Source organism: Chimaeribacter californicus, from assembly GCF_002858675.1.
In the GTDB taxonomy this organism is placed as follows: Bacteria; Pseudomonadota; Gammaproteobacteria; order Enterobacterales; family Enterobacteriaceae; genus Chimaeribacter; species Chimaeribacter californicus.
This window is the reverse complement of sequence record NZ_PJZF01000005.1, coordinates 48,660-75,037: the sequence shown is the minus strand read 5'-3', so window position 1 is coordinate 75,037 and position 26,378 is coordinate 48,660. Positions and strand designations below refer to the sequence as shown.

The window sequence follows — 26,378 nt, the reverse complement described above, 5'->3', positions numbered from 1 at the left end:
TGCCAGCTTCTGATTAGACCACCTGATGTTCAGGGATTATTTAGCGGCGACCGGCTGAGCACCAAAGGCCGGGTTTTGCAACGCAAAGTTCAGCACTTCATCGATGCGTTTAACCGGGTGGATCTCCAGATCCGCAATCACGTTATCCGGAATCTCTTCCAGATCGCGGCGGTTCTCATCCGGAATCAGCACCACTTTGATGCCGCCGCGATGCGCCGCCAGCAGTTTCTCTTTCAGGCCGCCAATCGGCAGTACCTGACCACGCAGCGTGATCTCGCCGGTCATGGCCACATCGGCACGCACCGGGTTACCGGTCAGGCAGGAAACCAGGGCCGTACACATCGCGATACCAGCGCTTGGGCCATCTTTCGGTGTTGCGCCTTCCGGCACATGCACATGGATGTCGCGTTTTTCGTAGAAGTCCGGGTTAATGCCCAGCTTGTCCGCACGAGCACGTACCACCGTCAACGCCGCCTGAATCGACTCCTGCATCACCTCACCCAGGGAGCCGGTGTAGGTCAGTTTACCTTTACCCGGCACACAGGCGGTTTCGATGGTCAGCAGATCGCCGCCCACTTCCGTCCAGGCCAGACCGGTCACCTGACCGATGCGGTTTTCAGTATCGGCACGGCCATAATCGACCCGCTGCACGCCGAGGTAATCTTTCAGGTTGTCACCGGAGATGGTGATGTGCTTAATGGTTTTATCCATCAGCAGCTGTTTCACCGCCTTACGGCACAGTTTGGAGATTTCACGCTCCAGGCTACGCACACCGGCTTCACGGGTGTAGTAACGGATAATGCCGACGATGGCACTGTCCTCAACCGTGAGTTCCCCTTTTTTCAGCGCGTTACGCTCGATTTGCTTCGGCAACAGGTGCTGTTTGGCAATATTGAGTTTCTCGTCTTCGGTATAACCGGAAAGGCGGATCACTTCCATACGGTCCAGCAGCGGGGCCGGAATGTTCATGGAGTTCGAGGTCGCCACGAACATCACATCGGACAGGTCGTAATCGACTTCCAGATAGTGGTCGTTAAACGCCACGTTCTGCTCCGGGTCCAGCACTTCCAGCAAGGCAGAGGCCGGATCGCCGCGCATGTCCGACGACATCTTATCAATCTCATCCAGCAGGAACAGCGGGTTACGCACCCCAACTTTGGCCATTTTCTGGATCAGTTTACCCGGCATGGAGCCGATATAGGTACGGCGGTGCCCACGGATTTCCGCTTCATCCCGCACGCCACCCAACGCCATGCGCACATACTGGCGACCGGTCGCCCGCGCAATGGACTGGCCCAGGGAGGTTTTACCCACCCCCGGCGGCCCTACCAGGCAGAGGATCGGGCCTTTGATTTTGCTGACGCGGCTCTGTACGGCGAGGTACTCAAGAATGCGGTCTTTGACCCGCTCCAGGCCGTAGTGATCGGTATCGAGCACTTCCTGCGCCTTGACCAGATCTTTCTTCACCTTGCTGCGGCTGTTCCACGGCACCTGCAACATCCAGTCGATGTAGCTGCGTACCACGGTGGCTTCGGCAGACATCGGTGACATCATCTTCAGCTTCTGCAGTTCGGCCTCGGTTTTTTCCTTGGCCTCTTTCGGCATTTTTGCCGCGTCGATTTTACGTTTCAGCGCTTCATTTTCATCCGGCGCGTCATCCATCTCGCCAAGCTCTTTCTGAATGGCCTTCATCTGCTCATTCAGGTAGTACTCACGCTGGCTCTTTTCCATCTGCTTTTTGACGCGGTTACGGATGCGTTTTTCAACCTGTAACAGGTCGATTTCAGACTCCATCATCGCCATCAGGTACTCCAGACGTTCAGTAATATCGAACATCTCCAGTACGGATTGCTTATCAGCCAGCTTCAGCGGCATATGCGCAGCGATGGTGTCCGCCAGGCGGGCGGCATCGTCAATGCTGTTCAGGGAAGTCAGCACTTCCGGCGGAATTTTTTTATTGAGCTTGATGTAGCCTTCAAACTGGTTGATGGCGGTACGGACCAGCACTTCCTGCTCGCGCTCATCAATGGCCGGTGAGTCCAGGTATTCTGCTTCAGCGGCAAAGTGCTCGCCGTTATCGGACAACGTGGTAATACGCGCACGCTGTAACCCTTCAACCAGGACTTTTACCGTGCCGTCCGGCAGCTTCAGCATCTGCAGAATCGACGCTACCGTACCAACAGAAAACAGATCGTTGACGCCCGGTTCATCCGTTGAGGCCTCTTTTTGCGCCACCAGCATGATCTTTTTATCGTGATCCATTGCGGCTTCAAGGCACCGTATTGATTTTTCCCGGCCAACAAACAACGGGATCACCATGTGCGGATAAACCACCACATCGCGCAGAGGCAATACGGGGATTTCTATGCGTTCGGAACGCTCAGGATTCATAGAGCTCTCTCTTAGTTTAGCTTCCGCCAGGTTAAAGAAATCTCGTGAAACACCAGATTTCCGGGTTTCAGCAAGTAGGATACTGAGTATATGGGGATGAATATCTTACATTCAACGACAAGAATGCGAGGAAAAAAAAATGGGGGATGATTTCCCCCATTTGATCTTTAACGTGCTGGAATGGTTGGCTAATTATTCGCCGGAAGCCTGTTGGGCCTCATGCTTGCCATAAATCAGCATCGGCTCAGACTGGCCGGCAATCACTGACTCATCAATCACCACTTTATCCACGCTGTCCATGGAAGGCAGGTCGTACATGGTGTCCAGCAGTGCGCCTTCAACGATAGAGCGCAGACCGCGGGCACCAGTTTTACGTGCCATGGCTTTCTTGGCAATCGCGTTCAGGGCTTCATCCCGGAACTCCAGCTCCACGCCTTCCAGGTTGAACAACGCCTGATACTGTTTGGTCAGGGCGTTTTTCGGCTCTTTCAGGATCTGAATCAGCGCGTCTTCACTCAGCTCGCTCAGGGTCGCCACAACCGGCAGACGGCCAATAAACTCAGGGATCAGACCAAACTTAATCAAATCTTCTGGTTCAGCCTGCGCCAGCAGCTCACCTTCAGTGGCTTTTTCAGATTTACCCTTCACTTCCGCACCGAAGCCAATGCCGGTACCGGTATTGATACGCTGACCGATCACCTTATCCAGGCCGGCAAAAGCGCCGCCGCAGATAAACAGGATTTTCGAGGTATCAACCTGCAGGAATTCCTGCTGCGGATGTTTGCGGCCGCCCTGTGGCGGAACCGCAGCCACGGTACCTTCGATCAGTTTCAGCAGCGCCTGCTGGACGCCTTCACCGGACACGTCACGAGTAATCGACGGGTTGTCTGACTTACGGGAGATCTTGTCAATCTCATCGATATAGACAATGCCGCGCTGTGCTTTCTGCACATCGTAATCGCACTTCTGCAACAGTTTCTGGATGATGTTTTCCACATCCTCACCCACATAACCGGCCTCGGTCAGGGTGGTGGCGTCCGCCATGGTGAACGGCACATCCAGGAAACGGGCCAGGGTTTCAGCCAGCAGGGTTTTACCGCTACCGGTCGGGCCAATCAGCAGAATGTTGCTTTTGCCCAGCTCAATCCCATTGCTGGAATCGCCGTTGCGCAGGCGTTTGTAGTGGTTGTATACCGCCACCGCCAACACTTTCTTCGCCTGTTCCTGGCCAATGACGTAGTCATCCAGGTGGTTTCGGATTTCGTGCGGGGTCGGGAGTGCGCTGCGCTCACGGTGGGGCGCAACTTCTTTAATCTCTTCGCGAATAATGTCGTTACACAGATCAACACATTCATCGCAGATATACACTGACGGCCCGGCAATCAGCTTACGCACTTCATGCTGGCTTTTGCCGCAAAAAGAGCAGTACAGCAGCTTTCCTGAACCGTCTTTGCGCTTATCTGTCATCAGTAAACCTCTTCTCTAGTATCTGTTCTGCCGCAACACACGGCAGAAGCATGACCAGTTAACGAACCTTTCCGCTGCTGGCCGCCGATGCGTTAACTGCGAAAAACACAGTAGCTTCACCCAGTATAGCGCATCGGTCCGTACTCATTAGTGTCAGACGCGATGGGTTAATACCGAATCGACCAGGCCATACTCTACAGATTGTTCTGCAGACATGAAACGGTCACGCTCAGTGTCACGCTCTATCACTTCAAGAGACTGTCCCGTATGTTTAGCCATCAGCTCGTTCATGCGGGCTTTCACTTTCAGGATCTCTTTGGCATGGATTTCGATGTCTGACGCCTGGCCCTGGAAGCCGCCCAGCGGCTGGTGAATCATCACCCGCGAGTTCGGCAGGCAGAAACGTTTGCCCTTGGCACCCGCTGCCAGCAGGAATGAGCCCATGGAGCATGCCTGGCCCATACAGATAGTACTCACGTCCGGTTTGATAAACTGCATGGTGTCATAAATTGACATGCCGGCCGTGATCACCCCACCAGGGGAGTTGATGTACAGGAAGATGTCTTTTTCCGGGTTTTCCGCTTCCAGGAACAGCATCTGCGCCACAATTAGGTTAGCCATGTGATCTTCAACCTGGCCGGTCAGGAAGATGACGCGCTCCTTCAACAGGCGGGAATAGATATCGTATGAACGCTCACCGCGGGAAGTCTGCTCTACCACCATTGGTACCAGAGCCATGTTAGGTGCTAATTGATCTCGTTCGCCACTGTATGACATCACCGTCTCCTAGAAATAATTCACTTTGGCGCCATTAAAACCGATTCTACTTGAGTTGGCCGCTGAAGACCATGCTCAAGCGCCCGGCCACCCCTGCCGAAAACGGTGGTCGTCCCCTCATGCAGATCGATGGAAACCGTACCCCTAAGCAGTGGGGGCGCCCTCTGCGCTTTTCAAGCGCGCCCATGAAATTTGCCCGTTGCCCATCCCCCTGCCTGTTGGTGATAATCTGTTCACTCACCGGCCGTCAGCGCAGGCCATGTACGCAACCAGAGAGACCAACATATTGAATATAGTGTAAATCAGGGCAAAAGAAATGAGAATTTTAGCCGGAATGGCCTGGGTAAAAAAGAAAGCCCACGGGATCCCGTGGGCCTGGCAGAGAGAACCGGGCAGAACCCGGTTCAGCGATCAACTCAGGCAGACGCCTGGTTCATCAGGTCAGTGAAAGAGGTCTCTTTTTCAGTGACTTTCGCTTTGGCCAGCAGGGTTTCAACCGCCTGCTCTTCCAGTGCGACGTTACGCATGTTGTTCATCAGTTCTTTATTCTTGCTGTAGAACTCAATCACTTCCTGCGGATCTTCGTACGCGGAGGCCATCTCTTCGATCAGGGCTTTCACACGATCTTCATCAGCCTGAAGTTCGTTTTTGCTGATCACTTCGCCCAGCAGCAGGCCAACAACCACACGGCGTTTGGCTTGTTCTTCAAACAGCTCGCGCGGCAGTTCCAGCGCTTGCTTCTCGTTGCCGCCGAAACGCTGAGCCGCCTGACGGCGCAGAACGTCGATTTCGCCGTCGATCAGGGCTGCCGGCACGTCGATCGGGTTGGCGTTAACCAGGCCGTCGATTGCCTGAGTTTTCACACGGTTACGCACGGCGCCTTTCAGCTCGCGCTCCATGTTTTTACGCACTTCAGCACGCAGGCCTTCCAGAGAGCCATCAGCCACGCCGAAACGTTTGATGAAATCTTCAGTCAGCTCCGGCAGTTCACGCTGTTCAACTTTTTTCAGCACGATAGCGAACTGCGCGGCTTTCCCTTTCAGGTTTTCAGCGTGGTAATCTTCCGGGAAGTTAACGTCGATGGTGAACTCTTCACCGGCTTTATGACCAACCAGACCTTCTTCGAAGCCCGGGATCATGCGGCCCTGGCCCATTGCCAGCACGAAGTCAGAGGCTTTGCCGCCATCAAACTCTTCACCGTCGATAGAACCGTTGAAGTCAACGGTGACGCGGTCTTCTGCCTGGGCAGCAGCGTCAGTCTCTTTCCACTCAGCCTGTTGCTTACGCAGAGTTTCCAGCATGGCATCCACGTCGGTTTCGTTAACTTCAACAACCGGCTTCTCAACTTCAATGCCTTCCAGATCTTTCAGTTCCACTTCCGGGTAGACTTCAAACTCTACCGCGAAGGTGAAATCTTCACCTTCTTTGTACTCGCCCGGCACGTAGTTCGGTGCGCCGGCCGGGTTAATTTTCTCTTTGATGATCGCGTCAACAAAATTGCGCTGCATCAGATCGCCCAGCACGTCCTGACGGACAGAGGCGCCATAGCGCTGTTCCACGATATTCATCGGCACTTTGCCTTTGCGGAAACCGTCGATACGGACGTTTTTCGCTGCGTTGATCAGCTCTTTTTTTACTGCCTGATTGATAACATCAGCCGGTACAGTAATAGAGAGACGGCGCCCAAGGCCTTGAGTGGTTTCTACTGAAACTTGCATCTTGTTACCTCAAAAAAATCAAAGTGCTCGGTCAACTCCAGAAGCCGTTCTCAAAATGAGAGCCCAGGGACTGCTTACTTTGAAAACGGCTTCTAAGAACCAGGACGGCCGCTTTACCAGAACCCATTCCCTGTTTTCAGAAGCGTCCCGAAACCATTCCGGAAAATAAGACGCAGCATTATAGCGGCGCAAGCCGTGCGAGTCGAGGAGGTGACGGTGCCCATGACGCGCTAAATCTCACACTTCCGGCGTTTTACTCACCAAACTGGCTTTTGCCGTGCTGCTGACCTGTTCTCCACGCAATAAGTCATGAAACAAAAACGGCCCGCAGGCCGTTTTATCGATTCGTCTTTATTAATACCCTATTTGCGGTGAAAAGTTCCACCTGCAACGCATCAGGGTATGGCAACGCACCGGTGAACCGGGCGTTCTGCCGTCAGGCCAGCGTGCCGGCCCCGCGGCAGGGAGGAGAGGCCGGTACGGTATCCTGTAATCCTTCCCACTCTTTCAGCGTATAAGTATGGAGCGCCAGGGCGTGTACCCCATCTGAAAGCTCTTCTGACAAGACGCCGTAAATCGCGCGATGCCGGGTCAGAAAACGTTCGCCCACAAACCGATCGGAGACCATTATCACTTTGAAATGGCTCTCTGAACCGGCCGGCACGTTATGGCGATAGCTTTCATCCACCACTTCCAGATGCACAGGTTCAAACGCCGCCCTTAATTTTGCTTCAATTTGCTCGCGAATCATAAAGATCTCCTTATTATACCCGCAGAGAGCTGCGCCCTATCTGTTTCAATATTAGTCGTTTTTAAACTGTTAGCGTGCCGCTTGTATAAATTTGTCGGCGAGCGCGCTGAAAAAGCCCATGTCTCTCCTGCGACGGCAGGCCGGACAGGGCAAAGCATAAACCGTTATCCGGTTGAAAAGGCATAAATTGGCAGCCTGAGCGACTGGAATGCGTAAAAAAAACGCGGAGAGGTGCAAATCTGCACACCGGGATCTTCCCCCGCCGGACGGCAATGTTATGATGTCGGCCATTGCGCATTGCCCATTCACAATAATGAAAGAGATGTGACCATGTTAAAAAAGATGATCTTCCCTTTGCTGGCAGCCCTGATGCTGGCCGGCTGTGCCACCAGCAGTAATACCCTGAATGTCACCCCGAAAATGGTCTTGCCGACGCAAGACCCGACCCTGATGGGCGTGACCGTGAGTATCAACGGTGCAGACCAGCGCCAGGATCAGGCCCTGGCGAAGGTTAACCGTGAAGGCCAGCTGGTGACGCTGACCCCGTCCCGCGATCTGCGTTTCCTGCTGCAGGAAGTGCTGGAGAAACAGATGGGTGCGCGCGGCTATATGATCGGCGCTGACGGCGCGGTCGACCTGCAGATCGTGGTCAACAACCTGTTTGCCGATGTCCAGGAAGGTAATCTGCGCTACAACATCACTACCAAAGCGGACATCTCCATCATCGCCACAGCGAAAAACGGCAGCAAGCAGGTGAAAAATTACCGCTCGACTTATAACGTCCAGGGCGCTTTCACCGCCACCAATGACAAAATCACCAATGCCGTTAACACCGTGCTGGGTGATGTGATTTCGGATATGGCACAGGACACCAGCGTCAGCGAGTTCATCAAACAGAACGCCCGCTGATCCCCCTCTGCCCGGTGGCCCTTCTGCGGGCCACCGGGTTGCTGTGTTATCCAGGGAACAGGATGCACCCTGCCCCTTGTCCCTGCGGATGACCCACCGTCACCTCTTTCCTTTATCTGCCAGCGTGCTGGCACCAGCCTGCGGAACCCTGCCATGCTTAGCCGAACCCTCAGCCTTTTTACCCAACGCAACAGTGTGGTCATGCTGCTGCTCGGCTTTGCGTCCGGGCTGCCGCTGGCGCTAACCTCTGGTACGTTGCAGGCGTGGATGACCGTTGAGAATGTTGACCTCAAAACCATCGGTTTCTTTTCGCTGGTTGGACAGGCCTATGTCTTTAAGTTCCTCTGGTCACCGCTGATGGATCGCTACACGCCGCCTTTCCTTGGCCGGCGGCGCGGCTGGCTGCTGCTGACCCAGCTATTGCTGATCGGGGCCATTTTCGCCATGGGCTTTATGCAGCCGGCGCGGGATCTCTGGTGGCTGGCGGCGCTGGCGGTCGCGGTGGCGTTTCTGTCGGCCTCCCAGGATATTGTATTCGACGCCTATAAAACCGATCTGCTCAATGCGGAACAGCGGGGGGCGGGTGCAGCTGTTTCGGTGCTGGGTTACCGGCTGGCGATGCTGATTTCCGGCGGGCTGGCGCTGTGGCTGGCGGACCGCTATCTCGGCTGGCAGGCCACCTACTGGCTGATGGCTGCCCTGATGCTGGTGGGCGTGATAACAGCCTTGTTTGCACCAGAGCCGGATACCCACGCCGCCGTGCCGCGCACGCTGGAGCAGGCGATCATGGCCCCGCTGCGTGATTTCTTCGGGCGTAATAATGCCTGGCTGATCCTCTGCCTGATTGTGCTCTACAAGATGGGCGACGCCTTTGCCGGCAGCCTCAGCACCACGTTTTTAATCCGCGGTGTCGGGTTTGAGGCTGGCGAAGTGGGGCTGGTCAACAAAACTCTGGGGCTGGCGGCTACCATCGTCGGCGCACTGTATGGCGGCGCGGTGATGCAGCGGCTGTCGCTGTTCCGCGCCCTGCTGATCTTTGGCGTGTTGCAGGCGGTCTCGAATGCCGGTTACTGGCTGCTGGCGATTACCGATAAGCACCTGCTCAGCATGGGCGTGGCGATTTTCTTTGAGAACCTTTGCGGCGGCATGGGCACCGCGGCCTTTGTGGCGCTGCTGATGGCGTTGTGTAACAAGTCCTTTTCCGCCACCCAGTTTGCCCTGCTTTCAGCGCTCTCTGCCGTGGGCCGTGTCTATGTCGGCCCGGTGGCCGGCTGGTTTGTGGAAGCACACGGCTGGCCGCTGTTTTATCTCTTCTCGATTGTGGCGGCCGTGCCGGGGTTGCTGCTGCTTGTGGCTTGCCGCAGCACGCTGGAGTATGCGCAACACCATGAAGACACCCTGCCGCGCATCCATTTTCCCCAGGCCTATCGCTGGGCATTCCGCCTGTTTACCCTGGGTTGTGCTCTGTTATTGGTGTGGCTGGTTGGGCTGGCGTTTTCCGCGCTGACCGGCGCAACGTTGGGCGGGCTGCTCACCCCCTTATTTGAAGCAGGAATGGCACTGGGGATTGGCGGTATTTTGTGGGGAGCGGGGCTGGACTATGCCGCTCAGCGGCGTCCTTCGCCGGTTATTTAACCCTGCGGCACCCGATTAATCAAAAAACAAACAACAAAATTGTTTAAAAAATGAACAACCCTACCTCTTAAGGAGAGGGCCGCCCACTATTTTTGCTGCGTATTGTAGAAAATCCCCCGGTATCGTCCCTTTTTAATTAACACTCTGTTTCCAGTTGTTCCTTTTTTTCGGTAGCAGATTTATTTTATTTTTCACTTTAATTACACAAGTTGTTTACATATTTTAAACTTCGAATTTCTAAACATTTCTGGTTGGCGAAATAATCGTGCCCTTTAGTAGTTATTTTTTCAGCAAATAGGCTAAAAATCCGCAGCTTAGTTGTCACAACGCGTTGTTGCCATTAGGAAATCATCACCTACTGTTACAGGTGTGACCATGTTAACATAAAGTGTCAACACGCTGCTGACACACTCTTAAGCGTGTTTACAGTACTGCAACCTTCCCGTAAAATGCCCGCACACATGAAACGACAATAGAGCCCTTGTAATTGAGGTCGTTAGATGAGACTTAAGAAATACAATAAAAGTATTGGGATGTTGTCTTTATTTGCTTCCACGGTAATGCTCAGTGGTTGCAATACGGCATTAATGGATCCCAAGGGAGCAATTGGACACGAGCAACGAACACTGATTCTGACTGCTATCGGCTTAATGCTGATCGTGGTTATTCCAGTGATCATTATGGCTTTCGCCTTTGCCTGGAAGTATCGCGCTTCCAACAAAGACGCTAAGTACAGTCCAAACTGGTCCCACTCCAACAAGATCGAAGCTGTGGTCTGGACCGTTCCAATCATTATCATTGCCATTCTGGCAACGATAACCTGGAAAACCACCCACGCTTTGGACCCCTTCAAGCCTATCGCCAGCGACCAAAAACCGCTGACAATTGAAGTGGTCGCCCTGGACTGGAAATGGCTGTTTATCTATCCGGAACAAGGTATCGCCACCGTCAATGAGATCGCTATCCCGAAAAACGTGCCGGTGCAGTTTAAGGTCACGTCTGACACGGTAATGAACTCATTCTTTATTCCCCAACTGGGCGGACAAATCTACGCGATGGCCGGTATGCAGACTCAGCTGCATCTGATCGCTAATGAAGCAGGAACCTATAAAGGGATCTCCTCCAACTTCAGCGGTCGCGGTTTCTCCGGGATGAAGTTCAATGCTATCGCTACGCCAAACCAGCAAGAGTTTGATAACTGGGTGGCAAAAGTGAAGCAGGCGCCTAACACCCTGAACAGCACCGATGAGTTCAACAAACTGGCTGCGCCGAGCGAAGCACATCCGGTTGAGTACTTCTCCAGTGTGAAATCAGGCCTGTTCCAGGAAGTCATTGGTAAATTTATGGGCGAGATGAAATCGCACAAAGATATCGATGCCATGCCGGACGGTATGGACATGAGCAAAGGCATGGACATGGGTGAGCACGCAAAAGCCGGAGCCGAGGAATAAAAGATGTTCGGAAAATTAACGCTTGATGCGGTTCCGTACCACGAACCCATCATTATGATTACCCTTGCCGTTGTTGCTGTACTCGGGGCCGGCATTGTCGGTGCCGTGACGTACTTCGGCAAATGGAAGTATCTGTGGACTGAATGGTTAACCTCCGTTGACCACAAGAAACTGGGCATCATGTACATCATCGTGGCATTTGTCATGCTGCTGCGTGGTTTCGCCGATGCCATTATGATGCGTGGCCAGCAGGCCCTCTCCTCTGCCGGGGAAGCGGGTTTCCTGCCGCCTCATCACTTTGACCAAATCTTTACCGCGCACGGCGTGATCATGATCTTCTTCATGGCAATGCCGTTCGTTATTGGTCTGATGAACATCGTCGTACCGTTGCAGATTGGTGCACGTGACGTGGCCTTCCCGTTCCTGAACAATGTCAGCTTCTGGTTCACCGCCGCTGCTGTGGTTCTGATCAACATCTCTCTGGGTGTGGGTGAGTTCGCGCAGACTGGCTGGCTGGCCTATCCGCCATTGTCCGGTAAGGAATTCAGCCCTGGCGTGGGTGTCGACTACTGGATCTGGAGCCTGCAGATTTCCGGTATTGGTACCCTGCTGACCGGTGTTAACTTCTTCGCGACTATCCTGAAGATGCGTGCACCAGGTATGCCACTGATGAAGATGCCGGTCTTTACCTGGGCGGCACTCTGCACCAACATCCTGATCATTGTCTCCTTCCCGATCCTGACTGTGACCATCGCGCTGTTGACGATGGACCGTTATCTGGGCACCCATTTCTTCACCAATGATATGGGCGGCAACATGATGATGTATGTCAACCTGATTTGGGCATGGGGCCACCCGGAAGTGTACATCCTGGTCTTGCCGGTGTTTGGTGTGTTCTCGGAAGTAACGGCGACCTTCTCCAAGAAGCGTCTGTTCGGTTACACCTCCCTGGTGTGGGCAACCATCGCGATTACCGTTCTGTCGTTTATCGTCTGGCTGCACCACTTCTTCACCATGGGGTCCGGCGCGAACGTTAACGCCTTCTTCGGTATCGCCACCATGATCATTTCCATCCCGACCGGGGTGAAAATCTTCAACTGGCTGTTCACCATGTATCAGGGCCGTATTCAGTTCAACTCCGCGATGCTGTGGACCGTTGGCTTCATCATCACCTTCTCCATCGGTGGGATGACCGGCGTACTGCTGGCCGTACCGGGCGCGGACTTCGTGCTGCACAACAGCCTGTTCCTGATCGCTCACTTCCACAACGTTATCATCGGTGGTGTGGTGTTCGGTTGCTTCGCCGGCCTGACTTACTGGTTCCCGAAATCCTTCGGCTTCATGCTGAATGAGAAATGGGCGGTCCGCTCCTTCTGGTTCTGGATCATCGGTTTCTTCGTGGCCTTTATGCCGCTGTACGTGCTGGGCTTCATGGGCATGACCCGTCGTCTGAGCCAGAACATCGACCCGGAATTCCACCCGATGCTGATGGTGGCTGCGGTCGGCGCGGCGCTGATTGCCTGCGGCATCCTGTGCCAGCTGATCATGATCTTCGTCTCTGTACGTGACCGTGACCAGAACCGCGACCTGACCGGTGACCCGTGGGGTGCGCGTACCCTGGAGTGGGCAACCTCTTCTCCGCCGCCGTTCTATAACTTTGCTGTGGTACCTGAAGTGCATGACCGTGACGCCTTCTGGGACATGAAAGAGAAAGGCGAAGCGTATAAGAAGCCGGCGAAGTATGAAGAGATCCATATGCCGAGAAACTCCGGCGCCGGTATCATCATCGCCCTGGGAAGCCTGATCTTTGGTTTCGCCGCAATCTGGGACATCTGGTGGCTGGCGATTGTGGGCTTCCTGGTGATGATTGTGACCTGGATCGCGAAAAGCTTCGACAACGATGTTGACTACTATGTGCCGGTTGCCGAAATCGAGCGTATTGAGAACCAACATTTTGAACAAATCAGCAAAGCAGGCGTGAAACATGTCAACTGATACTCTGACTAACCACAACGTAGCCCATGCGGAGCATGGGCACCACGATGCAGGTGAGACCAAAGTCTTTGGCTTCTGGATCTACCTGATGAGCGACTGCGTGCTGTTTGCGAGCTTGTTCGCAACTTACGCAGTCCTGGTAAATGGGACCGCCGGCGGTCCCTCCGGTAAAGACATCTTTGAACTGCCGTTTGTTCTGGTAGAAACCTTCTGCCTGCTGTTCAGTAGTATTACCTACGGCATGGCCATGCTGGCCATGAACAAAGGCAACAAGAGCGGCGTCAATACCTGGTTATTCCTGACCTTCCTGTTCGGCCTCGGCTTCATCTGTATGGAAATCTATGAATTCCATCACCTGATCACCGAAGGCTTCGGGCCTGGTCGCAGTGCCTTCCTCTCTGCCTTCTTTACGCTGGTAGGGACGCACGGCCTGCACGTGACCACCGGTCTTATCTGGATTATCACCATGATGATTCAGGTGAAAAACCGTGGCCTGACCTCCGTGAACAAAACCCGCCTGATGTGCCTGAGCCTGTTCTGGCACTTCCTGGACGTGGTCTGGATCTGTGTATTTACCGTTGTCTATCTGATGGGGGCCATGTAATGAGTCATTCTTCTACAGGGCATGGCGGCGCCAGCCACGGCAGCATGAAAAGCTACCTGATTGGGTTCGTCCTCTCTGTGATCCTGACGATTATTCCGTTCTGGATGGTGATGAACGGCACTGCCTCTCATGCGACCATCCTCGGCACGGTTGTCGCGATGGCGGTGATTCAGATTGTGGTGCACCTGGTGTACTTCCTGCACATGAATACGTCGTCGGAAGAGCGCTGGAACCTGGTGGCGTTCCTGTTCACCGCTATGATCATTCTTATCGTCGTTGTGGGCTCACTCTGGATTATGTACAACCTCAACCTCAATATGATGGTCCGTTAACGAGCCGAGTTGCACGATGATTAAGCAATACCTGCAAGTAACAAAACCAGGAATTATTTTCGGTAATTTAATTTCTGTCGTCGGGGGGTTCCTCCTTGCTTCCAAAGGGAACATTGATTACCCCCTCTTCCTCGCTACCCTGGTGGGCGTCTCGTTGGTTGTCGCTTCGGGCTGTGTATTTAACAACTACATTGACCGCGACATCGACAAGAAAATGGAGAGAACGAAGAACCGGGTTCTGGTAAAGGGCCTTATTCAGCCGAAAAGCACCCTGGTGTATGCGACCTTGTTGGGTATTGCCGGCGGCGCGTTGCTCTATTTCGCAGCCAATGCGCTGGCCATGTGGCTGGCGCTGGCAGGGTTTATTATTTATGTCGGGGTGTACAGCCTCTACATGAAGCGTAACTCTGTGTACGGCACGCTGATTGGCAGCCTTTCCGGGGCAGCACCACCGGTGATTGGTTACTGCGCAGTGAGCAACGAGTTTGATGCCGGGGCGCTGATTCTGCTGTTGATTTTCAGCCTCTGGCAGATGCCGCACTCTTATGCGATCGCGATTTTCCGCTTCAAGGATTATCAGGCTGCCAACATCCCGGTTCTGCCGGTGGTGAAAGGCATCTCGGTCGCGAAGAACCATATTACGCTCTATATCCTGGCGTTTATGGTGGCAACCGTGATGCTCTCGCTGGGTGGCTATGCCGGGTACAAATACCTGGTGGTCGCAGCGGCGGTGAGTGTCTGGTGGCTGGGTATGGCCCTGCGTGGGTATAAAACCTCCAACGATAAAGTGTGGGCGCGCAAACTGTTCGTCTTCTCTATCGTGGCGATTACCTCACTGAGCGTCATGATGTCCGTTGACTTCAATGTCCCGGCGTCCGGCTCGCTGCTGACTTACGTCTGGTAACTTGCGCGTCGCGCATCTGATCAAGTGAAGTGCTCCGGCACTTCACTTTTTTTTTGCCCCTCCCCTGCCCTCTCCGCTTCTTTTTCTCTGCCTTTTTCTGCCTGCCCGCCGCTGCGGCCACAGGTGCAACCTGACGGTAATATCTGCTAAACATCCGGCGATTTACCGCAATGCCTTAACAACACTACAATGACGCAGTTTGTCATTTTGAGGTGGTAATGAAAGATAACCAAATGACCCCGCAGGAAAGCCGGGCGACATGGGGATTAGGGACAGTTTTCTCCTTACGGATGCTCGGCATGTTTATGGTGCTGCCGGTGCTGACGACGTACGGCATGGCGCTCTCCGGTGCCAGTGAAACGCTGATCGGTATCGCGATCGGTATTTATGGGCTGGCCCAGGCAATTTTCCAGATCCCGTTCGGCCTGCTCTCGGATCGCATCGGCCGCAAGCCGCTGATTGTGTTTGGCTTAGGCATTTTTGCTTTCGGCAGCGTGATTGCCGCCATGACGGACTCCATCTGGGGCGTCATCCTTGGCCGTGCGTTGCAGGGCTCCGGGGCGATTGCCGCGGCGGTGATGGCGCTGCTCTCTGACCTGACGCGTGAACAGAACCGCACCAAGGCGATGGCGTTTATCGGCATCAGCTTCGGCATTACCTTTGCGATTGCGATGGTGCTCGGGCCAATCATTACCCATGCGCTGGGCCTGCATGCGCTGTTCTGGATGATCGCCCTGCTGGCGCTGTGCGGCATTGCCATTACGCTGGCGGTCGTCCCGAATGCCTCCCGCCATGTGCTTAACCGCGAATCCAGCATGGTCAAAGGCAGCTTCACTAAGGTGCTGGGCAACAGCAAGTTACTGAAGCTTAACTTCGGCATCATGTGCCTGCATATTTTGCTGATGTCCAGCTTTGTGGTGTTGCCGCGGGTCATGGAACAGGCCGGTTTCCCGCCCAGCGAGCACTGGAAGGTTTACCTGGTCACGATGCTGACCTCCTTTGTCGCGGTGATCCCGTTCATCATTTATGCCGAGAAGAAACGCCGCATGAAGCAGGTCTTTATGAGCTGTGTGGCAGTGCTGCTGCTGGCGGAGCTGGTACTCTGGTCTGCCGGCGGCCATCACCTGTGGGTGATCATTGCCGGTATCCAGCTGTTCTTCCTCGCCTTTAACCTGATGGAAGCGATCCTGCCCTCATTAATCAGCAAGGAATCCCCGGCGGGTTACAAAGGCACGGCAATGGGCGTCTACTCCACCAGCCAGTTTATCGGGGTGGCCATCGGCGGCAGCCTGGGCGGCTGGATCTTCGGCCTGGCCGGAGCCGGTGCGGTGTTTATGGCGTGTGCGGTGATTGCCGTGGTGTGGTTCCTGGTCAGCGCGACGATGCAGGAGCCGCCGTATGTCAGCAGCCTGCGCATCACCCTGTCTGAGCAGGCGGTACAAGACGCCGCGCTGGCGTCGCGGTTGCGTGCGCAGCCGGGAGTGGCCGATGTGGTGGTGGTGCCGGAAGAGCGCAGCGCTTACATTAAAATCGACAGCAAAATCACCAACCGGCAAACGCTGGAACAGCTGGTCGAGGTAGCCTGACCCACCCCGCCGCCATAAAAAAGAGCCGCAAATGCGGCTCTTTTTAATTAACGTGCCGCGATCAGTCGCGGAAATTCTTAAACTGGAACGGCTGGCCCAAATCTGAGCCGCGCACCAGTTGCATCACGCTCTGCAAATCATCACGCGCCTTGCCGGTGACCCGCACTTCTTCACCCTGCACCTGCACCTGGACTTTCAGCTTGCTGTCTTTGATCAGCTTCACGATCTTTTTCGCCAGTGCCGCTTCAATCCCGGAGTGGAGTTTCGCTTCCACGCTGTAGGTTTTGCCGCTGTGATCCATCTGCTCCGGGATCTCCAGCGCGCCGCCTTCAATCCCGCGTTTGCTCAGCTTTTCACGCAGAATATCAATCAGCTGGTTGACCTGGAAGTCAGACTCGCTGGCCACTTTGATGGACTCATTTTTCTCGTTCAGCTCGAAGCTGGCCGGCACATTACGGAAATCCCAGCGGTTGGTCAGCTCACGGCTGGCATTCTCCACCGCATTGCGGACTTCCTGCATATCAATTTCAGACACAATATCGAAAGATGGCATTGTCATTTCTCCCTTAACCCGACATGGCGAGCATGATAACCGCTTCCCCGCCGGATGCAAAATCGCGCCTGCCCTCTGGCATGGCGGCACGGCAGGCGGCATACTGCCCGCGCCAATGGCAGGAAAGTCTATACTCTGCGGATATGCACATCCGGGACGGGCGGCCTGCCGGGAGAGGGGCACGGTTTGCCGCTCATGGCCAAGGGAGGAAACATGAAAATAACAGTGCTTGGTTGCGGCGCGCTGGGGCAGGTCTGGCTTTCTGCGCTTCACCGGCAGGGGCATGAGGTGCAGGGCTGGCTGCGGGTGCCCCAGCCTTTCTGCTCGGTCAATGTCATCGATGAAAACGGCACCGCCTATAACCACACTCTACCCACCAATGACCCGGCGCATCTGGCACAGAGCGAACTGTTGCTGGTCACGCTCAAGGCATGGCAGGTGTCCGGCGCGCTGATCCCGCTGCTGCCGCAGCTCCACCCTGACTGTACCCTGCTGTTGCTGCATAACGGCATGGGCGCACAGGATGAGCTGCCCGCCAACAACCTGCCGATTTTGCAGGGTGTCACCACCCATGCCGCCCGGCGGGATGGCCGGGCTATTCTGCATGTGGCCGGCGGCATTACCCACATCGGTCCCTCCTCCCCACGCGGGCGGGAGATGAGCCACCTGGCAGAGACGCTGCACCAGGCCCTGCCGGATGTCGCCTGGCACGATGTTATTGCCGCAGCAAACTGGAAAAAGCTGGCGGTCAACTGCGTGATTAACCCGCTTACCGCCCTGTACGGCTGTACCAATGGTGAGCTCACCGCCTACCCGGCGCAGATTGAACGCCTCTGCCGGGAAGCCGCAGAGGTGATGGTGATGGAGGGGTTTCACACGTCAACCGAGTCGCTGCTGGCCTATGTCTATGATGTAATTGAGCGCACGGCCGCCAACCACTCCTCAATGCTGCAGGACGTGCGCGCCCAACGCCACACCGAGATCGATTACATTACCGGTTATCTGCTGCGCCGCGCCCGCAGCCACGGGGTGCAGTTGCCGGAGAATGCCCGGCTATTTGAACAGATTAAACAGAAGGAAAATGAGTATGAGCGTAACCATTCTGGTCTGCCTGGCACCTGGTAGCGAAGAGACCGAAGCCGTCACCGTGATCGATCTGCTGGTACGCGCCGGTGCCACGGTCACTACCGCCAGCGTCGCCGGGGACGGCGCGCGCGAAATCATCTGTTCACGCGGGGTACGCCTGCTGGCCGACACCACGCTGGTCGCGGTGGCAGATGACCCGCATGACGCCATTGTGCTGCCCGGCGGCGGCCCCGGTGCGGAGTGTTTCCGCGACAGCCCGCTGCTGGTGGAAAAGGTGCGGCAGATGCACACCAGCGGCAAGCTGGTGGCCGCGATTTGTGCCGCCCCGGCGCTGGTGCTGGAGCACCATCAGCTTTTCCCGATCGCCAACATGACCGGCTTCCCGGCGTTGAAAGAGAAAATCAGCCCGGAGAAGTGGATGGACAAACGGGTGGTGTACGATCCGCGCGTGCGGCTGCTGACCAGCCAGGGGCCGGGCACCGCGATGGACTTTGCGCTGAAGCTGATTGATTTGCTGCTGGGGAAAGCCAAAGCGGCCGAAGTGGCGGCGCAACTGGTGCTGGCGCCGGGCATTTATGATTACCAGGATCACCTGCCCGCCCAGAACAACGCCTGACCACCAGAATACAGCGCCATAAAAAAAACCGGGTGCCTTGCGGCAGCCCGGTTTTTTTCTGCCCGCTACGTTACGGGCGATAGACTTTCACGTTACCAAAGCCCTGTTCACGCAGGTAAAGCGCCTGCAGGCGGCTCATCACCCCGCGATCGCAGTAGAGCAGATAGGTTTTGCTCTGGTCGAGATCGCCGAACTGGGTGCTGAGTTTGTAGAACGGCAGCGGTTTCACCTCGACGTCGCTTACCGCCAGCGGGCGGTCATCCTGTTCATCCGGGGAGCGGATGTCCAGCAGCACGTCGGTCGGCGCGAAGGCAGCAACGGTTTCCACTTCCACCACCTGCTCCTGGGTCTGCTCAGCGATTTCGCGGATATCCACGTTTTTCGCCTCACTCACCACCCGGTCGAGGATCTCGAAGTTAAACAGCGCTTCTTCTGCCTCAATCTTGCCTTTCACCGCTTTCACCGTCGGGCTTTTGGAGATCACGCCGCAATACTCCGGCATGGTCTTGGCAAAATCTTCGGTACCGATTTCACGCGCAATCTTGATGATGTGCTCTTTATCATGCGAAATCAGCGGGCGCAGGATCAAGGTGTCACTGGCGTTATCGATCAACCGCAGGTTGGTCAGGGTCTGGCTGGAGACCTGGCCTAACGCCTCACCGGTTACCAGCGCCTGCACGCCGTAGCGCTCCGCCACCTGGGACGCAGCACGCACCATCATGCGCTTGAGCACCACGCCCATCTGGCCGTCATCCACCTTCTCCAGGATCTCACCCACCACCGGCTCGAAGTCGATCGCCACAAAACGCACGCGGTGCGAGCTGCCGAAGCGGCTCCACAGGTAGTGCGCCACCTGCTTCACGCCAATCTCATGGGCTGCGCCGCCGAGGTTGAAGAAGCAGTAATGTACGCGGCAGCCGCGGCGCATCAGCATATAGCTGGAGACGCCGGAGTCAAACCCACCGGAAATCAGGGACATCACATCTTCCTGGGTGCCGATCGGGTAACCGGCCAGGCCGGTGTGGCGCGCTTTAATCAGCACCAGTTTGTCGTCATTGACTTCCAGCTTCACCGTGACCTCCGGCTGCGTCAGGTTCACGCGCGCGGAGTCAATGTGCTGGTTCAGGCCGCCGCCGACGTAGCGCTCCACGTCGCCGGAAGTAAATTCGTGCTTGCCGCGGCGCTTCACGCGCACACAAAAGGTTTTCCCTTCCAGCTCAGCACGATAGGCTTCCAGCGTCTGCTCAAAGATGTTATGCAGATCGGTATACTCACGCTCTTCCACCTCCAGCACATGGTGGATACCGGGAATACGGGTCAGGGCGTCACAGAGGAGTTCACGCTTGCTTTCATCTTTGCTGCGGACTTCGATATTATCCCAGTGGCGCACCACCGCCAGTGTCTCATCCAGGTCCTTCAGCACGTTGCGGATGTTGCTGGCAAGAATCTTAATAAAGCGCAAACGCACTGATTGACTCTTGATGGTGATTTCCGGGAACAATTTAATGATAAACTTCATGGCGGTCTTTCATTTAAGGTGTGAATGAGTAGGTCGTCAATGTGTGAATAACGATCTAAAATCAGAAAGTGAGTCATGGCGGGCGATCCCGCAGCCGTCCCCCTACTGTTCAAGCCGCGCAGTATATCATCATTACGGGATACGCTGCGCGCAAAACCATGCACTTTATGCGACGAATAACGCCTATGCCTGCGCCCTGCGCTGAGCGCGGTGTGATGCCACCGGCCGCGCCGCCCAACTGATGACAGTAAAAGAGAACTATGCCAAAAAAAGCCGTACCACCCGCCAATTTTGAAGCCGCCCTCGGCGAGCTGGAGCAGATTGTTACCCGTCTTGAGTCTGGTGATTTGCCGCTGGAAGAGGCGTTGAATGAATTTGAACGCGGCGTGCAACTGGCACGTCAGGGGCAGCAAACCCTGCAACAGGCTGAACAGCGGGTACAGATCCTGCTGGAGAACGACAACGATCCTGATGCCCCGCTGGCTCCTTTTACCCCGGACTCTGAGTAATTTTTATGGCCTACGACGAATCACAGGCGGTTGTGACCGATTTTCCTGCGCGCCTTCAGGCGTGCCAGCAACGCATTGATCAGGCGCTGAACGGCTATATCGCGGCGCGCCACAGCCCCGATCCCCAACTGGTGGAAGCGATGCGCCACGGTGCGCTGCTGGGCGGCAAACGCCTGCGCCCCTATCTGGTGTATGCCACCGGTGAGATGTTCGGAATTATGGCTGACGCGCTGGATGCCCCTGCCGCGGCGGTGGAATCTATCCACGCCTATTCCCTGATCCATGACGACCTGCCGGCCATGGATGACGATGACCTGCGCCGCGGCCAGCCCACCTGCCATATTAAGTTTGGTGAGGCGTGTGCCATTCTGGCCGGCGATTCGCTGCAAACCCTGGCATTTTCCATTCTGGCCGATGCGCCGATGCCGGGCGTGGCTATCCATGATAGATTAAGCATGCTTTCTGAACTGGCGACCGCCAGTGGGGCGGCAGGTATGGCCGGCGGGCAGGCGCTCGATCTGGCCGCTGAAGGTCAACAGGTTAACCTCGCCGCTCTGGAGCAGATCCACCGCCATAAAACCGGCGCCCTGATCCGCGCCGCCGTGCGGTTCGGTGCCTATGCCGCCGGAGAGCCCGGCCGCCGTGCGCTGCCGCTGCTTGACCGCTATGCGCAGGCGATTGGCCTCGCCTTCCAGGTACAGGACGATATTCTGGATGTGATTGGCGACACCGATAAAATCGGCAAACGTCAGGGCGCAGACCAGCAACTGGGCAAAAGTACCTACCCTGCCCTGCTGGGGCTGGAACAGGCCCAGACCAAAGCCTGGGACCTGTATCAGGATGCCCTGGCTGCCCTGGCCCCGCTGGCGGCTGAATCATATAACACCGCCCCGCTGCAGGCGCTGGCCAGTTTTATTATTGAACGCGATAACTGATGAGTATCGTAAACCCTCTGATACGAGTATCTGATGAGTCTTAATCTCGCTAATTATCCGACATTGGCCATGGTGCACACTCCTGAAGAGTTGCGCCTGTTGCCTAAAGAAAGTTTACCCAAGCTGTGCGATGAGCTTCGTCAGTACCTTCTCGACAGCGTCAGCCAGTCCAGCGGCCACTTCGCCTCCGGCCTCGGCACCGTTGAACTCACGGTGGCGCTGCACTACGTCTATAACACACCGTTCGATCACCTGGTGTGGGACGTCGGCCACCAGGCATATCCCCATAAGATCCTGACCGGCCGCCGTGACCGCATCAATACCATTCGCCAGAAAGGCGGCCTGCACCCCTTCCCGTGGCGGGATGAAAGTGAATATGACGTGCTGTGTGTCGGCCACTCGTCCACCTCCATCAGCGCCGGGCTGGGCATGGCGGTGGCGGCGGAGCGTGAAGGCAAAGGCCGCCGCACCGTCTGCGTGATTGGTGACGGAGCGATCACCGCCGGTATGGCGTTTGAGGCGATGAACCACGCGGGCGACATCAACTCCGATATGCTCGTTATCCTGAACGACAACGAGATGTCGATCTCTGAGAACGTCGGCGCGCTGAATAACCACCTGGCCCAGCTGCTCTCCGGCAAGCTCTACTCGCGCCTGCGTGAAGGCAGTAAAAAAGTGCTCTCCGGCCTGCCGCCGATCAAAGAGCTGATGCGCCGCACCGAAGAGCACCTGAAAGGCATGGTGGTGCCGGGCACGCTGTTTGAGGAGCTGGGCTTTAACTACATCGGCCCGGTCGATGGGCATGACGTGCAGGCACTGGCGCAGACGCTGAAAAACATGCGCGGCCTGAAAGGCCCGCAACTGCTGCACATCATGACCAAAAAGGGCAAAGGCTACGCCCCGGCGGAAAATGACCCGATCAGCTGGCACGCGGTACCGAAGTTTGACCCGGCCACCGGCACCCTGCCGAAAAGCGCGGGCGGCCAGCCGACCTACTCCAAAATCTTTGGCGACTGGCTGTGCGAAACCGCCGCGCAGGACAGCACGCTGATGGCGATCACCCCGGCGATGCGCGAAGGCTCCGGCATGGTGAAATTTTCCCGCGAATATCCGGCACAATACTTTGATGTGGCGATTGCCGAGCAGCACGCGGTGACCTTCGCTGCCGGGCTGGCGATTGGCGGCTACAAGCCGGTGGTGGCGATCTACTCCACCTTCCTGCAACGCGCCTACGACCAGGTGATTCACGATGTGGCGATCCAGAAGCTGCCGGTGCTGTTCGCCATCGATCGCGGCGGCATTGTCGGGGCTGACGGCCAGACCCACCAGGGCGCGTTTGATCTCTCCTTCCTGCGCTGCATCCCGAACATGGTAATCATGACGCCCAGCGATGAGAACGAATGCCGCCAGATGCTGCATACCGGCTACCACTATGCCGACGGGCCGGTGGCGGTACGCTACCCGCGCGGCAACGGCACCGGGGCGATCTGCGAGCCGCTGGCGATGTTGCCGATCGGCAAAGGCGTGGTACGCCGTGAAGGCGAAAAAGTGGCGATTCTTAACTTCGGCACCCTGCTGCCGGAGGCGCAGAAAGCCGCCGAAGCGCTGAATGCCACGCTGGTGGACATGCGTTTTGTTAAGCCGCTGGACGACGCGCTGGTGCTGGAAATGGCCGCGAGCCACGAGGTGCTGGTGACGCTGGAAGAGAACGCCATCATGGGCGGGGCCGGCAGCGGGGTGATTGAACTGCTGATGGCGAAACGTTGCCTGGTGCCGGTGCTGACGCTCGGCCTGCCGGATGAGTTTATCCCGCAGGGCACGCAGGACGAGGTGCGGGCTGACTATGGCCTTGATGCGGCCGGTATTGAGCGCCGCATCAACAGCTGGCTGGCCTGACCGGCCTGACCGGGGCGCGCCCTGCGCCCCGGTTTCCTCTTTTCCCTCTCTTGTATTCGCCATCCCCGCCATTCCCGGCTACCGTTAAGCATTCGCCTCATTGCTTTTATTCTCAGGGAGATCTCATGAAATACACCACACTCGGCAACACCGGCCTGAAGGTGTCACGCCTTTGCCTCGGCTGCATGACTTACGGGGAGCCGTCCCGCGGCAATCACCCCTGGACGCTGCCGGAAGCGCAGAGCCGCCCGCTGCTGAAACAGGCCATTGAGGCGGGTATCACGTTCTTTGATACCGCCAACAGCTACTCCGACGGCAGCAGCGAGGAGATCGTGGGCCGGGCGCTGCGCGATTTCGCCCGGCGCGACGAGATCGTGCTGGCGACCAAGGTCTTTTTCCCGCTCAGTAACCTCAAGGGCGGCCTGTCGCGCGCTGCGATTCTGCAATCGGTCGATGACAGCCTGACGCGCCTCGGCACCGACTATATTGACCTGTTGCAGATCCACCGCTGGGACTACGACACGCCGATTGAAGAGACGCTGGCGGCGCTGGATGAGGTGGTCAAGGCCGGCAAAGTGCGCTTTATCGGCGCGTCGTCGATGCATGCCGCCCAGTTCCGTCAGGCGCTGGATCTCTCAAGCGAACGGGGCTGGGCACGGTTTGTTTCGATGCAGGACCAGTATAATTTGCTGCAGCGCGAAGAAGAGAAGGAGATGCACCCGCTGTGCGCGGAGGAAGGTATCGCCGTGCTGCCCTGGAGCCCGCTGGCGCGCGGCCGGCTGACCCGCCCATGGGGGGAAACCACCGCCCGCTCAGAAACCGACGAGTATGGCAAAAGCCTCTACGCTGCCACGGAAGCGGCAGATGCGGAGATTGCTGCCCAGGTGGCGGCGATTGCTGAAAACCGGGGCGTACCGCGTGCGCAGGTGGCACTGGCCTGGTTGCTGGCGAAACCGGTGGTCACGGCACCGATTATCGGTGCGTCGCGGCCGGGCCATCTGGACGATGCCATCGCCGCGCTGGATCTGGCGCTGACGGCGGACGAAATCACGGCGCTGGAGCGCGCTTACCAGCCGCATGCCGTGACCGGCTTTAAGTAACCTTCATTCCACATCCTAAAAACTGCCATAAAAAAACGGGCGCCTGGGTGCCCGTTTTCTCTTTTTCACCGGTCAGAACGGCCAGTGGTGGCCAATCAGGTAGATGACCAGCGCCGAAATAACCCCGGCGATCACATCATCTATCATGATGCCCATGCCGCCATGAATATTGCGGTCAAACCAGCGGATCGGCCAGGGTTTCCAGATGTCGAAAATCCGGAACACCACAAAACCGGCCAGCACCCACTGCCAGCTCCGCACCGGGATCGCCATCAGGGTAATCCACATGCCGACAAACTCATCCCAGACAATACTGCCGTGATCGTGCACGCCCATGTCTTTCGCGGTCTGGTGGCAGAGATAAATACCGATGCAGATGCTGAACATCACCACCATCGAATAGACCTGCCACGGCAGGTAGGTCAGCAGCATCCAGCACGGGATCGCCGCGACCGACCCGGCGGTGCCCGGCCCCCATGGGAACAGGCCGCTGCCGAACCCGGTCGCCAGCAGGTGCCACGGGTTGCGCATCCGCAGCCGCTTTTTCGCTGCGTCCATCTGGTCAATGGCGTCATCCAACGCCTGTTCCGTCGCCTGCAGCGACGGTTTCATTGGTTTTGCCATGACTATTGGTCCATAAAGTGATCGAAACCCTGCCAGCCCAGCTCAACCGGCCGGTTGCCGCGCAGGTACTGAATGCCTTCGGATTGCGGGGCCAGCTGGCCAATGCAGGTAAAGGGCGCACCGGCATGATGAAGCGCCACATCCAGCGCCCCACGGTTGATTTCCGGCACGGTAAAGCAGAGCTCGTAATCCTCGCCGCCGGTCAGCGCCCACTTCAGCGCCTGTTCCGGGGTGACCTGGCGCTGCATGGCGTCCGAATAGGGAATGGCGTCCAAATCAATACGGGCACCGCAGGCGCTGGCTTTGAGGATATGCCCGAGGTCTGATATCAGCCCGTCGGAAATGTCGATGGCCGCATTGGCGAGATCGCGCAGCGCCTGCCCGTGCAGCACCCGCGGCTGGGGCCGCAGGTGGCGCGCCAGCAGCGCCCGGCGATCGTCGTCGTCGGTGACCGTGAGGCGGTCTTGCAGCAGCGCCAGCCCGGCGGCGCTGTCGCCCAGGGTGCCGCTGACATAGATCCAGTCGCCGACGCGCGCGCCGCTGCGCGTCAGGGCGCGCCCGGCCGGCACCAGGCCGTGTACCGTCAGGGTCAGGCTCAGACTGCCGCGGGTGGTATCGCCGCCAATCAGCTGCATGCCGTAGTAGTTGAGCTGTTCAAACAGGCTGTCACTGAAGGCAGCCAGCCACGGCTCATCCACCTTCGGCAGCGTCAGCGCCAGCGACAGCCAGGCCGGGTCTGCGCCCATTGCCGCCAGATCGCTGACGTTAACCGCCAGCGCTTTGTACGCCAGATCGGCCGGGTCGATGGTGGGCAGAAAGTGCGTACCTTCCACCAGCGTATCAGTGCTGATCGCCAGCACCTGTTTCTCCGCTACTGTCAGCAAGGCACAATCGTCACCAATGCCTAACTGCACATCCCGGCGACTGTGTTTATACCGGTCAAAATAACGGGCAATCACGTCAAATTCACCGCAAGCCATAGTCAATTCCAACGCGTGAGATAAATAAGAAAGGCCGGAT

The 26,378-nt window shown here is 56.7% G+C and carries 23 protein-coding genes; 14 read left to right on the top strand and 9 right to left on the bottom strand.

Annotated elements, in window-relative coordinates; translation table 11 throughout:
• Positions 1-36: 36 nt before the first annotated feature.
• From lon to bolA, 5 genes are all read right to left on the bottom strand, one after another.
• On the bottom strand, positions 37-2,391 hold the full coding sequence (gene lon / locus CYR55_RS08030) for an endopeptidase La (protein WP_101815636.1): 2,355 nt from the start codon (positions 2,389-2,391) through the stop codon (positions 37-39).
• A gap of 192 nt (positions 2,392-2,583) precedes the next feature.
• Positions 2,584-3,858: an ATP-dependent protease ATP-binding subunit ClpX gene (gene clpX / locus CYR55_RS08025; RefSeq protein WP_072926501.1), complete on the bottom strand. Its 1,275-nt coding sequence runs from the start codon at positions 3,856-3,858 to the stop codon at positions 2,584-2,586.
• Between the two features lie 153 nt (positions 3,859-4,011).
• Complete coding sequence (gene clpP, locus CYR55_RS08020) at positions 4,012-4,635, bottom strand: ATP-dependent Clp endopeptidase proteolytic subunit ClpP (RefSeq protein WP_101815635.1); 624 nt, start codon at positions 4,633-4,635, stop codon at positions 4,012-4,014.
• Positions 4,636-5,051: 416 nt separating this feature from the next.
• Positions 5,052-6,353, bottom strand: a complete 1,302-nt coding sequence (gene tig, locus CYR55_RS08015) for a trigger factor (RefSeq protein ID WP_101815634.1) — start codon at positions 6,351-6,353, stop codon at positions 5,052-5,054.
• A 436-nt stretch (positions 6,354-6,789) separates the two neighbouring features.
• Positions 6,790-7,104, bottom strand: a complete 315-nt coding sequence (gene bolA / locus CYR55_RS08005; protein WP_101815633.1) for a transcriptional regulator BolA — start codon at positions 7,102-7,104, stop codon at positions 6,790-6,792.
• 330 nt (positions 7,105-7,434) lie between these two features.
• Here bolA and CYR55_RS08000 point away from each other — a divergent pair, with 330 nt between their 5' ends.
• From CYR55_RS08000 to CYR55_RS07965, 8 genes are all read left to right on the top strand, one after another.
• The gene (locus CYR55_RS08000; RefSeq protein WP_101815632.1) at positions 7,435-8,013 is read left to right on the top strand and encodes a lipoprotein; all 579 of its coding nucleotides are present in this window, start codon (positions 7,435-7,437) and stop codon (positions 8,011-8,013) included.
• Between the two features lie 153 nt (positions 8,014-8,166).
• Positions 8,167-9,648, top strand: a complete 1,482-nt coding sequence (gene ampG / locus CYR55_RS07995; RefSeq protein ID WP_101815631.1) for a muropeptide MFS transporter AmpG — start codon at positions 8,167-8,169, stop codon at positions 9,646-9,648.
• A gap of 500 nt (positions 9,649-10,148) precedes the next feature.
• Positions 10,149-11,099, top strand: coding sequence for a cytochrome o ubiquinol oxidase subunit II (gene cyoA, locus CYR55_RS07990; protein ID WP_101815630.1), 951 nt, complete (start codon positions 10,149-10,151; stop codon positions 11,097-11,099).
• Between the two features lie 3 nt (positions 11,100-11,102).
• A complete protein-coding gene (gene cyoB, locus CYR55_RS07985; protein ID WP_101815629.1) occupies positions 11,103-13,094 on the top strand; it encodes a cytochrome o ubiquinol oxidase subunit I in 1,992 nt (663 codons plus the stop codon).
• The gene (locus CYR55_RS07980) at positions 13,084-13,698 is read left to right on the top strand and encodes a cytochrome o ubiquinol oxidase subunit III (RefSeq protein ID WP_101815628.1); all 615 of its coding nucleotides are present in this window, start codon (positions 13,084-13,086) and stop codon (positions 13,696-13,698) included. Before cyoB ends, CYR55_RS07980 begins: the two co-directional genes overlap by 11 nt.
• On the top strand, positions 13,698-14,030 hold the full coding sequence (locus CYR55_RS07975; RefSeq protein WP_101815627.1) for a cytochrome o ubiquinol oxidase subunit IV: 333 nt from the start codon (positions 13,698-13,700) through the stop codon (positions 14,028-14,030). Before CYR55_RS07980 ends, CYR55_RS07975 begins: the two co-directional genes overlap by 1 nt.
• A gap of 16 nt (positions 14,031-14,046) precedes the next feature.
• Positions 14,047-14,934, top strand: a complete 888-nt coding sequence (cyoE, locus tag CYR55_RS07970; RefSeq protein WP_101815626.1) for a heme o synthase — start codon at positions 14,047-14,049, stop codon at positions 14,932-14,934.
• 218 nt (positions 14,935-15,152) lie between these two features.
• Positions 15,153-16,520 carry an MFS transporter gene (locus tag CYR55_RS07965; protein ID WP_165699547.1) on the top strand — a complete coding sequence of 456 codons (1,368 nt, stop codon included), beginning with the start codon at positions 15,153-15,155 and terminating at the stop codon, positions 16,518-16,520.
• 61 nt (positions 16,521-16,581) lie between these two features.
• Here CYR55_RS07965 and CYR55_RS07960 read toward each other — a convergent pair whose 3' ends face one another.
• Positions 16,582-17,073 carry a YajQ family cyclic di-GMP-binding protein gene (locus CYR55_RS07960; RefSeq protein ID WP_101815624.1) on the bottom strand — a complete coding sequence of 164 codons (492 nt, stop codon included), beginning with the start codon at positions 17,071-17,073 and terminating at the stop codon, positions 16,582-16,584.
• Between the two features lie 213 nt (positions 17,074-17,286).
• Here CYR55_RS07960 and panE point away from each other — a divergent pair, with 213 nt between their 5' ends.
• Together panE and yajL are read left to right on the top strand one after the other, a co-directional pair.
• Complete coding sequence (gene panE, locus CYR55_RS07955; protein WP_101815623.1) at positions 17,287-18,198, top strand: 2-dehydropantoate 2-reductase; 912 nt, start codon at positions 17,287-17,289, stop codon at positions 18,196-18,198.
• Complete coding sequence (gene yajL / locus CYR55_RS07950; protein WP_101815622.1) at positions 18,161-18,775, top strand: protein deglycase YajL; 615 nt, start codon at positions 18,161-18,163, stop codon at positions 18,773-18,775. The genes panE and yajL overlap by 38 nt, the downstream gene beginning before the upstream one ends.
• A gap of 70 nt (positions 18,776-18,845) precedes the next feature.
• Here yajL and thiI read toward each other — a convergent pair whose 3' ends face one another.
• On the bottom strand, positions 18,846-20,294 hold the full coding sequence (gene thiI / locus CYR55_RS07945; protein ID WP_101815621.1) for a tRNA uracil 4-sulfurtransferase ThiI: 1,449 nt from the start codon (positions 20,292-20,294) through the stop codon (positions 18,846-18,848).
• 260 nt (positions 20,295-20,554) lie between these two features.
• Between thiI and xseB the strand changes: the two genes are divergently transcribed.
• The 4 genes from xseB (at position 20,555) to CYR55_RS07925 (ending at position 24,734) form a co-directional block, all read left to right on the top strand.
• Positions 20,555-20,803 (top strand): exodeoxyribonuclease VII small subunit, encoded by a 249-nt coding sequence (xseB, locus tag CYR55_RS07940; protein WP_101815620.1) that lies wholly within the window; start codon positions 20,555-20,557, stop codon positions 20,801-20,803.
• A 5-nt stretch (positions 20,804-20,808) separates the two neighbouring features.
• Positions 20,809-21,738: a (2E,6E)-farnesyl diphosphate synthase gene (gene ispA, locus CYR55_RS07935; RefSeq protein ID WP_101815619.1), complete on the top strand. Its 930-nt coding sequence runs from the start codon at positions 20,809-20,811 to the stop codon at positions 21,736-21,738.
• 33 nt (positions 21,739-21,771) lie between these two features.
• Entirely contained in the window at positions 21,772-23,634 is a 1,863-nt protein-coding gene (dxs, locus tag CYR55_RS07930; RefSeq protein WP_101815618.1) for a 1-deoxy-D-xylulose-5-phosphate synthase, read from the top strand.
• A gap of 125 nt (positions 23,635-23,759) precedes the next feature.
• Positions 23,760-24,734 (top strand): aldo/keto reductase, encoded by a 975-nt coding sequence (locus tag CYR55_RS07925; RefSeq protein WP_101815617.1) that lies wholly within the window; start codon positions 23,760-23,762, stop codon positions 24,732-24,734.
• A gap of 72 nt (positions 24,735-24,806) precedes the next feature.
• Here the strand turns inward: CYR55_RS07925 and pgpA are convergent, their stop codons facing one another.
• Positions 24,807-25,292: a phosphatidylglycerophosphatase A gene (gene pgpA / locus CYR55_RS07920; protein WP_101815786.1), complete on the bottom strand. Its 486-nt coding sequence runs from the start codon at positions 25,290-25,292 to the stop codon at positions 24,807-24,809.
• Between the two features lie 68 nt (positions 25,293-25,360).
• A complete protein-coding gene (gene thiL, locus CYR55_RS07915; RefSeq protein ID WP_101815616.1) occupies positions 25,361-26,338 on the bottom strand; it encodes a thiamine-phosphate kinase in 978 nt (325 codons plus the stop codon).
• Between the last annotated feature and the right edge of the window lie 40 nt (positions 26,339-26,378).